The following is a 14,985-nucleotide window of genomic DNA, read 5'->3' on the forward strand; positions in this document are numbered from 1 at the left end:
ACTTACCTCCCTTTCCGAGTCAGTGCATATACAACCAATCCGTTAGAAACAATTATTCGGATGATTTCAGATACATCAATATTAATGGCACTGTTTATAACTGACGGCGTCATTGTCACAATACCTTGAAACAAAAACGTTCCAATAACTACATTGGTAATGGTTGCTTTGTTAACGGAAGCGCCTCCAAGTAGAACCGCTGCCACCGATGAAAATACAAACGATGTTGGTGCATTGTACATTTGAACAAAACCAAAGCCTTGCTGAAAAACAATCATACCAACTGCTGCTATCATTGTTGACAGCATTACTGATACTAGTCTCATTTTATTAATATTAATTCCTGAAGCCCTTGCATAATCTGGATTAGAGCCCACCGCTGTAATAGCAGTGCCAAGCTTTGTTTTAAAAAACCCCCAAACTATCAAACACATAAGAATAAAAAATAAAATCATTCCTGTAGGTATAATTAGATATTTAGAAACGTCAATTTTTAAGATATCACTAAGTACATGTATCCAGTAGTCTTCAATGCTAATTGTGGTTCTGAGCCCCTCGCCTTTGAATCCCATAACACTTGCTGGATTTTTAAAGGGAAGTTTGAGCCACATTATGTTCATTAAAAATACGAATGAGAAACCCACATATGTGGCTATAATCATTTCATCGCCTTTAACACGATTTAAAAGCAATCCATAAAGAAAACCCAAAACTGCGGCCATGGCCAGGCCTACTAAAAAGGCCACTCCAATCCCTGCCATACCTGTAAGCTTAAAGTCTAGGCTCACCACAGCTCCCATCATTCCTGATATAAGGCCCACTGGAACACCAAAGTTCAGACCGCATCCTGATTGAATCATAGGCACCATAGAAAGTACCATGATTCCACTCATACCAAAACGCACAATAACATCATTTAAAGATGTATCAACCCTTACCCCGAAAATAGGAGCCACAATAAATAATGCTAAAAGGAAACTGGCAATGATTATGCGAGCCCATCCAAAGTTTTTGATGAATTTATTTATCTGAGCCATATTTTTTCACCTTCTTCATTTATTTGAAATTCTCCGGCCATTAATAACCCAAAATCAACCACTGGAGCATCTGGTGGCAAAATACCAAATATTTTTCCTTCACAAACAATAGCTATTCTATCACTAATAGCTCTAAGTTCTTCCAGTTCTGAGGATATTATAACTATAGTTGTGTTGTTTTCTTCGTTATATTTTCTTAATGCATCTAAAACCAATTTTTTTGCTCCAACATCAATACCACGGGTCGGTTCAGAGACAAACAATAGCTTGGGATTCATGGCGAATGCCTTTGCAAGGCAAACCTTTTGTTGATTTCCCCCTGATAAATTTCTTGCCTTTTGACGTTCGCTAGTGCACCTTATTTCTAATGACTTTATATATTCCAGGGCACATGCTTTCATAGCTTTCTCGTCACGCCACTTAATCGCCCCCCCTAAATAACTTTTAAGAAATTTATTTTGAACTTGCATGGCATTAAAAGCAATATTCCAGTCAATAGGTTCATCTAAAAGTAGTCCAACACCTCTACGATCCTCAGATACAAACACTATGCCACTTTGCAGCGCATTTAGCGTATTGTTTAATTGGAGTGCTTTACCCTCGAAGAAAATCTCCCCACCGCTCGCAAAGAGTCCCATAATTCCGTTAGGAATTCCAAGCTTCCCTTGCCCTGCAAGACCACCAATACCTAAGATTTCACCTCTACGAAGCTTTAATGACACATTTTTAATTGTTTCACCAGGCATGTCCACCCAAAGCTTTCGAGCTTCGAAAATTATATCCTTTTCATCAATTTTTACTAGGGGCCTTATATGTTTGGCTTCTGCATCAACATCCCTACCCACCATCCATTCAGCAATCTGTCTTACATCCACACTCTCTGATGGTGTTTCCACCACAACTAACCCATCACGAAGTACAACAATAGTATCGCAAATAGATGTTATTTCATGAAGTCTGTGGGATATAAATACAATAGAAATACCTATATCAGCCAGCAGTCTCATTGATTTAAGTAAAATCTCAGCCTCCGATTCTGTAAGTACTGCAGTTGGCTCATCTAAAACAATAAGTTTAACTTGACTTCTGTCAATTTCACGTGCTATTTCTATAAATTGCTTATGTCCAACTGGCATGTCGGATACCAAAGTTTCTGTATCTAGCTGAACTCCTAATGTATCTATTGCTTTTTGAGCACTCTTTCGAATTTCTGGTAAATCTATAGTTTCTACCCGTTTACCTAGGACCTTTGAAAGCAAACTTTTCTTGGTCTTTTCCATGTTAAGAAGTACATTTTCTCCTACCGTAAACCCAGGAATTAGTGAAAATTCTTGGTGTACCATTCCTATTCCTGCTTTTAATGCATCAACGGGGCTTTTAAATTTGATTTTTTCTCCATTTAAATAAACAGAACCTTCGTAGCCTCCAGTTTCGGAAATCACCTTCATACCAAATAAGATATTCATCAGTGTAGATTTCCCTGCTCCATTCTCTCCTACAAGTCCCAATATTTTTCCTTTTTCAAGTGTGAAACTTATATCTTTAAGCACCCTGTTTCCGTCATATTCTTTGCCAACACCTTCTACTTTAAGTAGTACATTATTTGTAGACAATAAATTCACCTCTTATATTCCAACATAAGGAAAATTGCTTTGCACACATATGCAGGCAAAGCAATTCACACTTATTTGGTTATAATAATACATTTAGAATAGTCTATATAGACCGCTTCCAAATGTTCAATGTTTTTTAACTTATTTTATGGTCTTATATACTGGCGGAACTACTTCTTTACTATTACCTAGGTATCCTTTTCCAAATACATAAGTATCTTGATAAACCATTATGTGGTTAGAAATCTCTTTATTACTAACTCGGTCTGTATACAATGATCCATTCCACTCAGCACCTGGTGTGTATAAACCAAATGCCTTTATTACATCAGCAAGATTTCCCTTCTTCATTGTACCTTCTACTACATTCTTACCATATTCTACTAAACCTTCAGAAGCTGTGTAACCATAAGAGAATGCCCATGTACCCATTCTTCCAGAGCCACCTTTAGCAACTACAGTAGATTCAACTTTTTTAAGAATTTCAGGCCAATTTCCAGCTTCTGCTTTTAAATCTATACCAAATGCTCCTGGATATCCCATTACTGGTGAAGGTAGATCTGGTTCTACGAATATAGCGCCTAGTTCTGCAACACGTTTTAATAATGGTTCTGTCTGAGCATCATTTGTGCAGAAAAATGCTGTATCTTTTCCATATTTTTCAACCCATGCAGGCATTTTTTCAAGAATAAATTGTTGTGCTCCTGGAATTCCAACGTCACTCGTTGGGTCTGGAGCTGTTTCAAATACAAATTTTATTCCTAAGTCCTTACAAGCTTGTTCCATAATGTTTTTTCTGAGTGAAAGAAGTTCTATACTCATATGTCTTGGGAAAGAAATGTGAACGAAAGTTTTTGCGCCCATCTTTTTAGCAGCGAGTATCATTAGGTATCCACGATTTACGTTATCAGGGTCAACAACTAAATCCGAAACTGCTTCAATCATAGCAGTATCTTCTTGAGAAGAGTTAGCTAATAGTAATATATCAGGTCTTTTTTCACGAATCTGTGTAAATGCTGCAACAGTACCTGGAACTGCTTGGTTTACCACGATTACTTTCATGTCTGCATCATCTGCTAGTCCAGTAATTGTTGAAATAGTAGTTTCTAGTTCTTGCGTAAAATTATCTGGATAAGTAACATGCTTTATCATTCCGCCGGAAGCAGCATCGCCATACTTTTTAATCATTGCTTCGGCACCACGCAAATCATCTTCACCTTGTGATACAGTACCAGTAACAATACCAATATGCATCTTTTTAGCCTCAGTTACAGCAGGTGTTTTTGTTTCAGGTGTTGTTGTAGGTGTTTTTCTTGCGCAGCCTACCATACCAAATGTTAGCATTAAACTTAAACCAATTGCTAATGATTTTTTTAACATCTAGAATCCCCCTTTTTATTTTTCAGAGCATAGCTCATTTATAATACAAAAATTCTAAGTCTAATAGCTTCCCCACAAAAGGAATTAATTTTACAAAGAATTTAGCATCCAAGTTGTAGCTTGTATAAATTTTTGAATAATTTCAGAGAAATTCATTGCTATAATAATTCATATTCTGATTTTGCTTCTTTATTCTCTGTATTATTCCTTGTTTTGCTATAAAAACCTTTTTTCCGATAAATAGTCTGTCCATTTTCTTCAATCAATTGAATTATCATCTAATCAAAAATTCAACTTATTAAATATTTCATTTATTCAGATTATTATTATTTATAATATTACAAGGTTTAATATTTTTTGTCAAGATATATATAAATTATGAACTCACAACCATAAAAAAGGTGTCTAGCATAGTCTAAAGGTCATCCTAATATATGAACTTTTTAATTCTCGCCTCTAACAAGTATATGTTAAACGTTTGTTATATTATGCAGTTTTTCTTGCTTTCGGTAATTTAATGCTTTGTTATTCAATAATACAATGACCCTTAAATTAATTGGTTATGCATTTGGTTCTTATATAGATATAGAAAAGCACTCAATCACAAAAGATTGAGTGCTTTTACTTTGTCCTTTACTTTTAAATTATATTAGTGTTTTATTGTTGATATAAGCAAGCTTACAAGGTAGGTTATGCTAGAAAAAATCAAGGACACTATAAGAAAACCTATTAACACAATGTTATATTTTAATATACTTTCAGCAATAAAAAATCTTGAAAATCCAAGTACATTCACAACTAATATTAATAAGAATATTATAATTAATCCCTTACTCGCACCTTTAATATCCGCAGAACTTAAGGATATGTGAGATGAAATACATATAGCTAAAAATAAGAATAGTATAAAGTATGGATTCGCAAAGTTGTTCATTGAAAAGATTGTTTTTATTAAATCAATATAAGAATTCAGTATGATCTTTATTGATTCCTGATTTATATTAGTTATATTCAAATTATTTAAAGATATATTTATAAATTTATTGTATGTCTTAGGAATCATTACGCGCATTAGTGCAATTATAACGGAAATTCCTCCGAAGATAGGTGCAATTCCTATAAAAAAATTACCCGCTTGTTGATATAAACTATTAGGATTATAGGCATGGCTTACATACCCCAGTACGCCATTTTCATCCCTCTTTTGTAGTAGTACCACTTTCTTAATTTTATGTCCAAAGAGAACAGAGAAGATAGCATGGGACATTTCATGAATGGGGACACCAATAATCGCTGTAATGGCAACTGCCTTCCAGCCAAAACTTCTTTGGAAATTTTCCATTGAATGATCCCTCAAAAATCCAAGTATAAAGCCTACTAGAATTATCATTCCTGTCAAATATAAGGTATCAATTATTGTCTTTATTACTGTGTTTAGTAAGAAATTCATGCAATCATCCTTTCAAATTTGGCTAAGCTCATATCATACGGGAAGCCTTTTGAGCTTCCCTTATACTTGTTTTTTAGGTAGTTTGCAATAAAGTTTTTACTTTAGACAATCCTTCTCTTTTGAAATATTTATTTAAGACTTTCAATAGCCCTTTTAGCCCACTTAGAGTCTTTATATATAGCTCTGGCTACACCAATAAGATCTGCTTTACCTTCTGAAAGAAGTTTTTCAGCTGCATGAGCGTCAGTAATTCCACCAGTGAGTATAACTGGAATTGACACAACTTCCTTAATAGCCTCAGTTAAGGGTGAAAAATATCCTTGACTAGTATTACCGGTCACCGTATACCCACAAAATCCCCCTGAAATATCGAGAACATCTACTCCTGCATTTTCAAATTCTAAGGCTGCAGCTTTGCTATCATCAATAGTACTTCCACCTTCCATATAATCAGAAGCACCTAACCTAAGCAAAATGGGGAAGTCTTTGCCCACAGCGTCTATTACGGCTTTAATAATTTCTAAATGAATTTTAATTCTTCCGAGTATTTCTCCACCATATTCGTCTCCTCTTTTATTAGAAAGTGGAGAAAAAAATTGATTTAAAAGGTATCCATGAGCAGAATGAATCTCCACTCCATCAAAGCCCGCTTCTTTTGTACGCAACGCAGCATCCGCAAATTCTCCGATTATAATTTTAATTTCATTTTTAGTAAGTTCCTTTGGAACATTACCTGTGCGTGGATTAGCTATAGCAGAAGGTCCAACTGGCTCATATCCTGTGACCTCTTTATTTGCTGCACTTCCAGCATGATTAATTTGCATTACTGCTTTAGAGCCATTTTTGTGAATAATATTTGCAAGTTCTTTTAGGTCTTCCACAATACCATTATCTGCTATAGAAAGCTGTCTTTCGCTAGCCTTTCCCTTTTGCGCTATAAAGCTATGTTCTATAATAATCAATGATATATATCCACCTTGTGATTTTTCATCATAGTATTCCAATATATCTTTACTTACCCTTCCATCCTGCTGAGCTTTAGAAGTAGCCATGGGCGGCATAACCAATCTATTTTTAAAAGTTAACTTACATTGTTCTAGTGGTTTAAGTAAATATGACATTTTTTATCCTCCTAGCTAATATTATATTTCTAATTTTTGTTGGCATATTAAATCCTTATTTAACTATTTTATCACATACACTCTAGCTTCATAAGGTCTTAATTAATATTTCTAAGATCATTATTTTCGTCTACATAATTATTAACTAATATGTTATCATTTTTACTAGCCTTATGTTTAAAAAAATAAAAACACTCTGAAAACTTTCAGAGTGTTTTTGAACCCAGACAATAATAAACCAGGCTCTGTTATTCTATTCACTTTATAAGTTTTCTTTGATTTTGTTCATTAACTGATTATATTCTTCATCTTTAAGAAGGACTTTATCATTAGGTGACATTTCAAATGTTCCTCCAAAGCTAGGTCCATTCTCATATTTAGGAACTATATGAAAATGAAGATGAGTCATCTTATCAGCATAAGCACCATAGTTGATTTTATCTGGTGAAAATGTTTTGCTTAAAGCACCTGCAACTCTTGCTACATCTTTCATGTAAAGTGAACGCTCTTCATCATTTAAATCGAAAAGCTCACTTTTATGGCCATTATATGCTACAACACATCTGCCCTTATAAGTCTGCTCTTTAAATAAATATAAAGTAGAAGCCTCAAGCTTACAAATTTCAATCATTAAATTCGTAATTCTTTCATCTCCAGTGCAGTAAAAACAATCATTATCCAAGCTCATATTTTATTTCTCCTTTTTCAATAATTTTTCTTAAAAATAATTAAAGTGTAACTCCATTCTTGAAAATAGCGAGTTCTCTGAAGTTATTCACTTCATTGTTCACTAATTCTCCACTAGCTACTTTGATTATATAGTCTATAAATTCCTCAACCAAAGATTCTAATGACTTATCTCGTGTTAAACTTCCAGCATTAAAATCAATCCAATGAGGCTTTAATTTGTATATTTGGCTGTTTGTTGAGATCTTAATTGTAGGTACAAAGCTTCCAAACGGAGTGCCCCTTCCCGTTGTGAAAAGAACCATTTGACAACCCGAAGCCGCTAATGCAGAGGAGGCCACTAAATCATTACCTGGTGCGCTTAAAAGATTAAGGCCCTTTTTCTTTAGTGTTTCTCCATATTTAAGAACATCCACAACTGTAGCGGTACCTGCTTTCTGTGTGCATCCTAGTGATTTATCTTCAAGCGTAGTTATGCCTCCTTCTTTATTTCCTGGAGAAGGATTTTCATACACTGGCTGATTATACTGCATAAAATATTCTTTAAAGTCATTAATTAAGTGAACTGTTTTGTTATATACCTCTTCACTTTCTGATCTAGCCATTAAAAGAGTTTCTGCTCCAAACATTTCTGGTACCTCTGTTAATATTGTGGTGCCGCCTTGAGCTACAAGAAAATCCGAAAATTTTCCCACAAGAGGGTTTGCAGTTATACCAGAAAGCCCATCAGATCCGCCGCATTTCAAACCTATTTTAAGTTCTGATAAGCTGCAAGCTTCCCTTTTGTCCTCTTTCATAATTTCATAAAGTTCTACAAGAAGTCTCGCCCCTTCTTCTATCTCATCTGAAACTTCTTGAGAAATTAAGAATTTTACCCTTTTCTCATTAAACTCGCCTAGTGATTTTTTGAATTCAGCCATACCATTATTTTCACATCCAAGTCCTAATACTAAAACTCCGCCGTTGTTTGGATGTTTAACTGCATCACCTAATATAGTTCTTGTACTTACATGATCCTCTCCAAGCTGTGAGCAACCATAATTATGCTTTAAAACTGAAACGTTATCTATGCTAACATTTCCTACTATTTCTTTGAACCTGTGGATGATTCTATCTCCTATGCCGTTTACACAGCCTACGGTAGGAACTATCCAAAGTTCATTTCTAATGCCTACATTTCCATCAATTCTTTTGTAGCCATTAAAGGTTAGCTTTCTATCTGTAAAACTGTTTTCTATAAGCTTTTGATTAAAACTATATTCCTTTATACCATCTAAATTTGTTTTTATATTATGAGTATGAACCCATTGCCCCTCATAAACATCCAGCATTGAATGTCCTATAGGAAATCCATATTTCACAATATTCTCCCCTACTTTAATATCTTCTGTAGCTATTTTATGACCCCTTTTAATCGCTTCTTTTATTGTTACTTCACTGTTACCTATAGAAATTACTTCCCCTACTGATAAATCCGTCAAAGCTACTACTATATTATCATTTTCATTTATCTGTATAATATTTTTCATGAGTGTTCCTCACTCTCCTTAAATCATCACCTGCGGTGCTGCAATATTAACGACTTCAGAAGGGAGATGACTTTCCTTCTGAAATGTCGTTAAAGAACTTCTTTAAGCGCTTCATTAATTCCAATTTTCTCAATGTTAATTAAATAATGTGCTACTGCCTCAGTTAACCCCTGTACTTCATTTAAATCCATCTTCCAGACTTTTTTGTATGCAAGTACTGTAGTTACTAATTTTTTTAAGGCTTCTTCACTTCCATCAGATTTATCCCATAGAGTTTTATAAAATTCTAAAATATCCGCATCATCAGATAATTTAATTGTTTCATCTCCTCTTTTGCCTTTATAGAATTCTATAAGTGCAGCTAGTGAGAATACTAATCTTTTAGGAAGTTCACCCTTTATTTTTACAAACTGAAGTAAGGAAGGTAAATCTCTTGTTTCATACTTTGACATTGAATTTAGTGATATACTCATTAAATAATGCTTAACAAAAGGATTCATAAATCTTTCAAGAACAACTCCTGCATAGTACTTCAATTCTTCCGCTGGAAGGTCTAATGTAGGTATTATTTCTTCGTATATTGTATCCTTAATGAATTTTCCTATTACCTCATCCTCAACAGCCTCCGAAACTGTATTTAACCCATAAAGGTAGGCTACTGGTACAAGTGAGGTATGGGATCCATTAAGTATCCTTACCTTTCTTGTTCTGTATGGTGTCATATCCTTAACAAATTTAACGTTAAGACCTGCTTTACTTACTGGGAATTCATTTTCAATCCATTGTGGTCCTTCAATAATAAAAAGGTGAAAATGCTCCCCAATATTAACTAAGTTATCCTCATATCCTAACTCCTGCGTTATTTCTTTTATTGTATCTCTTGGGTAGCCTGGAACTATTCTGTCAACAAGTGTTGAGCAAAAAGTATTAGCCTCATTTATCCAAGTAGCAAATCCCGTTTCTAAATTCCAAAGCTTTGCAAACTCCAAAATTATTTTTTTAAGTTTATCACCGTTTCTATCGATAAGCTCACAAGGAATTACTATTAACCCCTTAGCCTTTTCTCCATTAAAAAATTTAAATCTATGATATAAAAGCGCTGTAAACTTTCCCGGAAAACTTTTCTGCGGTTTATCACAAAGCTTATCATTTTCATCAAAAGTAATTCCTGCTTCAGTAGTATTTGAAAATACAAATCTTAATTCTGGGTTTTCAGCTATCTTTAAAAATTCTGCGTGCTGCGTATAAGGATTTATTCCACGGCTTATGCTATTTATAACTGAATGTTCTTCTATAGCTTTTCCTTCATTCATTCCTTGTAAATAAAGAGTATATAACCCATCTTGCTCATTTAATTTATCTACTAGGCCAAATTCAATAGGTTGAACTACTACTACACTACAATTAAACCCTGCCTCATTATTCATTTTATCAATCTGCCAATCCACAAATGCTCTTAAAAAATTACCTTCCCCAAATTGAAGTACCTTTTCTGGATACTCTTTATATTCAGCATATGTTTCCTTATTTAATCTCATTTTAATTCCCCATTATCTTTCAATTATTTTATTTTTACCAATAAACGCCATCAATTGTTCAAGAGTTGGATAGCCTTACATATCCCCTTTTACTATCTTTGCACCCTTCCTGAAGCATCACCATTCATAAGCGTTTCTACTTCGCCTTTAGCAACAAGGTTGAAATCTCCCTCTACAGTATGCTTGAGGCATGAAGCAGCCACTGCATATTCAAGTGAATCTTGATGTGAAAGACCAGATGTTAAACCATAAATAAGTCCCGCTCCAAAGGAATCTCCGCCTCCAACTCTATCCACTATGTGCATTTTATACTTTTTCGAGCTATAAAATTCTGTTCCATCATAAAGCATTGCAGACCATCCATTGTCGCTTGCTGAAAAGCTTTCTCTGAGTGTAATTGCAACGTATTTTAATCCAAATCTCTCTGTAAGCTTTGTTGCAACACTTTTATATCCCTCATCATTTAAGGTTCCACCTGTAACATCTGTGTTCTCTGCACTAATTCCAAAGACCTTTTCAGCGTCTTCTTCATTTGCTATAACTACATCACAATATTTTACGATTTCTCCCATAACCTTGCCTGCTTTTTCGCTACTCCATAGTTTTTTTCTGAAATTTAAGTCTACACTTACTGTTACTCCAGCTTCTTTAGCGGCTTTAACTGCATCTAAAGTAATGGCAGCACATTCATCTGAAAGTGCTGGTGTAATTCCTGTAAAGTGGAACCATTCTGCATCTTGAAAGATTTCCTTCCAGTTAAAGTCTTCTCTTTTTGCTTCTGCAATAGCTGAATGTGCTCTATCATATATTACTTTTGAAGGCCTTTGTGAAGATCCCTTTTCACAGAAATAAATTCCTACTCTTTCTCCAGCTCTAACTATCATGTCAGTATTAACACCATATCTTCTAAGTTCATTAACTGCTGATTGTCCTATTTCATGATTTGGAAGTTTTGTTACGAAATATGCATCCTTACCATAATTCGCAAGTGATACCGCCACATTTGCTTCTCCTCCACCATAAACAGCTCCAAACTCTTTTGATTGTATAAATCTATCGTACCCTACTGGCGCAAGTCTAAGCATTATCTCACCAAAAGTTATAAATTTTCCCATATTATTTCCTCCTATAGTGTTAGTGACAACCAAGGTGCCACCACATTTATTTATTTTTGTTTATATCTAAGTCTAATACTACTATTCTCTTGCTTTCTTAACCGCTTCTACAAATTTTGCAGCAGTTTCTGTCACTAATTCATAATCTCCAGTTTTTGCACCCTTTGTTAAATCTCCACCAGTTCCCACAGCTACGGCACCAGCCTTAATCCAATCTTTAACATTATCAAGGGATACTCCACCTGTTGGCATAAAGTTAGCTTGTGGTAGAGGTCCTTTAAAGGAACTAATAATTGATGGTCCAAAAGCATTTCCTGGGAAAACCTTTATGATCTCAACGCCGAGTTCTAGGGCTTCTACTGCTTCTTTTACTGTCATTACACCTGGCATTACCGCTATTCTGTATCTATTACATAATTTTACTGTTTCTGCGTTTAAACTAGGGCTTACTATGTATTTTGCTCCAGCTAATATACAAGCTCTTGCTGTTTCTGGATCAAGTACAGTTCCAGCCCCAATGAGCATATCTTCATCGTCTTTATATATTTCAGTTAATTCTTTGATTATATCTACCGCACCTGGTACTGTCATTGTTATTTCTAAAGCTTTTATTCCACCTTTTTTAACTGCTTCTACAATTTTAATGCCTTCTTCTTTTGAAGTTGCCCTTATAACTGCTACTAGGCCTGCGTCACTTATTTTTTTAATCATTTCTAATCTTTTCATTATTTACACCTCTTATATTATATTTTAATGTTTTTTCACGCTTTAAAAATGCTTGCTATAGATTTCATATCACTAAGAAACATCCCACTGAGCTTTAATTAAATCTATTGTATGCATAACTTCAATAGATTCATTCCAGGTCATTTTATCACTTTCTAATTTACCACCCTTAATGCAATTCATAACTTCTTGAATTTCAAATTCATAGCCATTGCATTTATGGGGTATACTCACTTCTTCTTCTTTTTCATCACAATATAACACAGCACTTTCACATTTCCAGTATTGCAGAAGTTCAATCCTTCCCTTAGTTCCCATGATATGTGCAACTCCTGATGTTGCAGCATTTAGTGAACAGCAAAAGGCAGCAACTTTACCATCTGAAAATCCAAGATTAACAGTAGTTTGGACATCTACACCAGTTTCACCAATATGTGCAATACTTTTAACCTTGCTTGGAACTGTATCAAATAAGAAATGGCACAGTGATAATGGGTATACTCCTATATCTAAAAGGGCACCTCCACCTAATTTGGGGTTTAGTTTGATTCCATCAGGGCTTAAATATCTGCTAATTCCAAAATCTCCTTGGAACATTCGTACTTCCCCAATTAATCCATCATTAATCCATGCATTAACACTTTCATAAATAGGTAGAAACCTAGTCCACATAGCTTCCATAAAAAACATCTTATTATCTCTTGCAGCTTTTATAACTTCTCTTGTTTGCTCTTCATTCATAGCTACAGGTTTTTCGCAAAGCACTGCCTTGCCATTCTTTAAAAACAATATGCATATTTCCTTATGAAATACATTTGGCACTGCCACATATACTGCATCTATATTCTTATCCTTTGAGAGTTCTTCATAACTACCGTAACATTTATCTTTTGAAACACCATATTCTTCTCCAAAACCTTCTGATTTTTCCTTTGAACGTGATGCTATTGCTACAAGTTCTCCATCTTGAAGTATTTTTAAAGCATCTGCAAATTTATGGGCCATGTTACCTGCTCCTATAATACCCCATTTAATTTTACGCATTTTTACACCTCATAAACTTTTATATTTTAACGACGAAGAACTGCCAAAACGTATTTCAGCAGTTCTCATCGCTGACTTTCGTCAAGTATACAACTGGAATTTTACTCTTTTCTAGGGATTAAGAGTTACAGTATTTTTTTAAAGTTAAACGAATGGCACCTTTTCCAGCAGTTAATTCTTTAAAGTGTGCTTCAACTTTTTCGCCTAGACCAACTTCATATAAATCAACACCAAAAATAGATTTATTTGATAAAATTTTAATTAAAGTCTCATGAACATCAAAATCTTTATCAAGCTTAACATCAGCTAATATAGGAGTTAATGATGAAAGCATAGGATCTGGACTTAGCTCAAATGAATTTCCTTCATCATCTATACCCATTAAATAACGACACCATCCTGCTAAAGCAAGAGGTATAAATGTTAAGTCCTTAACGTTCAAGTCATCACTTTCAGCGTAAGCTTTTATTGTCTCACCGAAACGTATAGCTAGTTTTTGTGAAGTATCACAAGCAATTCTTTGTGGTGTATCAGGCATAAATGGATTTGGTAGACGAACCTTCATTACCTCATCTATAAACTCCTTAGGTGATATAATCCCTGGGTTTACAACCACCGGTAATCCTTCAATATACCCTATTTTTTCTATTAATGTTACAAGCTCTTTATCCTTCATTTCATCTGATATTTTAGTGTAAGACAATAAACATCCATAAATAGCTAATGCTGTATGAAGAGGGTTTAAACAAGTACAAACTTTCATTTTTTCTACTTTATCTACGGTTTCCTTGTCTGTATAAAGGATACCACCACGATCTAGTGGAAGACGGCCATTTTTAAAATTATCTTCAATAACTAAATATTGAGGTTCCTCGGCATTAACAAAAGCTGCAATAAATGTGTTTTTTGAAGTCATAATTAATTCTGTATCTTCAAATCCAACTTCCTTTAACATATTTATAACAGACTCCGCAGGTCTTGGTGTAATTTTATCTATCATAGACCAAGGATAAGATATCTCCTCTGTTACATAAGTTAGAAATTCAGCTTCTACTAATTTATTCTCTGTCCATTGTTTTGCAAACGTAGTAATAGCATTTTCCAGTTTTGTACCGTTATGAGAACAGTTATCCATACTCACCAATGTTAACGGTAATCTGCCATGTTTAAATCTTTTATAACATAATGCTACTAATTTACCAATATAGCTTGTTACTGCAGAGGGTCCGTTATTAAAATCATTGGCTACATCTTTTAAAACTTCATTATTTCCATTAACTAAACTATATCCTTTTTCTGTAATTGTAAAAGAAACCATCTTCAGTGACTTGCTTTCAAAGATTTCTTTTAATCTATTCCAGTCACCTAAATTAGTTGTATCTACACATAGTGACTCTGCAATACTGCCTATTACTTTTTTTTCTAAGCTTCCATCAGCTTTTAAAGTTACTAAAACATTTAGGTCGTCAAATTTTTTATACCCTTTTTCAATTATCTCGTAATCGTATCCTTCAGCAACTATTATCCCTGTATTTAATATCCCTTTATTTAAAAGGTCCTGGCAAACAGCTGCTGGGAAAGCACGAAATATGTTTCCTGCTCCGAAATGTACCCACTGCGGATTTTCTTTAGTATCTTTAATCATTTTGTTTCGGTCAAATTTAGGTAATTCAAAACCCTGTTCTTCCCAAAGCTTTCTATTATTTAATTCTTCTTGTCTTAGTTTCAAGTCATTTGCCTCCTTT

12 protein-coding genes are annotated in these 14,985 nt (G+C 34.3%); all 12 read right to left on the reverse strand.

The window, feature by feature from the left end:
* Nucleotides 1–2 precede the first annotated feature (2 nt).
* The 12 genes from KPL50_RS06955 to KPL50_RS07010 all read right to left on the reverse strand — a co-directional run bounded on the left by KPL50_RS06955 (nt 3) and on the right by KPL50_RS07010 (nt 14,969).
* The gene (locus KPL50_RS06955) at nt 3–1,037 is read right to left on the reverse strand and encodes an ABC transporter permease (RefSeq protein ID WP_216297736.1); all 1,035 of its coding nucleotides are present in this window, start codon (nt 1,035–1,037) and stop codon (nt 3–5) included.
* Nucleotides 1,025–2,650: a sugar ABC transporter ATP-binding protein gene (locus KPL50_RS06960; RefSeq protein WP_253200491.1), complete on the reverse strand. Its 1,626-nt coding sequence runs from the start codon at nt 2,648–2,650 to the stop codon at nt 1,025–1,027. The genes KPL50_RS06955 and KPL50_RS06960 overlap by 13 nt, the downstream gene beginning before the upstream one ends.
* Nucleotides 2,651–2,791: 141 nt before the next feature.
* The gene (locus tag KPL50_RS06965; protein WP_216297738.1) at nt 2,792–4,030 is read right to left on the reverse strand and encodes a DUF3798 domain-containing protein; all 1,239 of its coding nucleotides are present in this window, start codon (nt 4,028–4,030) and stop codon (nt 2,792–2,794) included.
* A gap of 649 nt (nt 4,031–4,679) precedes the next feature.
* A complete protein-coding gene (locus KPL50_RS06970) occupies nt 4,680–5,480 on the reverse strand; it encodes a metalloprotease family protein (protein WP_216297739.1) in 801 nt (266 codons plus the stop codon).
* A gap of 128 nt (nt 5,481–5,608) precedes the next feature.
* On the reverse strand, nt 5,609–6,601 hold the full coding sequence (locus tag KPL50_RS06975) for an NADH:flavin oxidoreductase (protein WP_216297740.1): 993 nt from the start codon (nt 6,599–6,601) through the stop codon (nt 5,609–5,611).
* Nucleotides 6,602–6,863: 262 nt separating this feature from the next.
* A complete protein-coding gene (locus KPL50_RS06980) occupies nt 6,864–7,289 on the reverse strand; it encodes an HIT family protein (RefSeq protein WP_216297741.1) in 426 nt (141 codons plus the stop codon).
* A 40-nt stretch (nt 7,290–7,329) separates the two neighbouring features.
* Nucleotides 7,330–8,817 (reverse strand): UxaA family hydrolase, encoded by a 1,488-nt coding sequence (locus KPL50_RS06985; RefSeq protein WP_216297742.1) that lies wholly within the window; start codon nt 8,815–8,817, stop codon nt 7,330–7,332.
* An 89-nt stretch (nt 8,818–8,906) separates the two neighbouring features.
* Nucleotides 8,907–10,355 carry a tagaturonate reductase gene (locus tag KPL50_RS06990; protein WP_216297743.1) on the reverse strand — a complete coding sequence of 483 codons (1,449 nt, stop codon included), beginning with the start codon at nt 10,353–10,355 and terminating at the stop codon, nt 8,907–8,909.
* A 92-nt stretch (nt 10,356–10,447) separates the two neighbouring features.
* Nucleotides 10,448–11,470: a sugar kinase gene (locus tag KPL50_RS06995; protein WP_216297744.1), complete on the reverse strand. Its 1,023-nt coding sequence runs from the start codon at nt 11,468–11,470 to the stop codon at nt 10,448–10,450.
* Nucleotides 11,471–11,551: 81 nt separating this feature from the next.
* Entirely contained in the window at nt 11,552–12,196 is a 645-nt protein-coding gene (locus KPL50_RS07000; protein WP_216297745.1) for a bifunctional 4-hydroxy-2-oxoglutarate aldolase/2-dehydro-3-deoxy-phosphogluconate aldolase, read from the reverse strand.
* 72 nt (nt 12,197–12,268) lie between these two features.
* Entirely contained in the window at nt 12,269–13,240 is a 972-nt protein-coding gene (locus KPL50_RS07005; RefSeq protein WP_216297746.1) for a Gfo/Idh/MocA family protein, read from the reverse strand.
* 118 nt (nt 13,241–13,358) lie between these two features.
* Nucleotides 13,359–14,969 carry a mannitol dehydrogenase family protein gene (locus KPL50_RS07010; protein ID WP_216297747.1) on the reverse strand — a complete coding sequence of 537 codons (1,611 nt, stop codon included), beginning with the start codon at nt 14,967–14,969 and terminating at the stop codon, nt 13,359–13,361.
* Nucleotides 14,970–14,985 lie beyond the last annotated feature (16 nt).

It is taken from the genome of Clostridium sp. CF012, assembly GCF_018861755.1.
Taxonomy (GTDB): domain Bacteria; phylum Bacillota; class Clostridia; order Clostridiales; family Clostridiaceae; genus Clostridium_AD.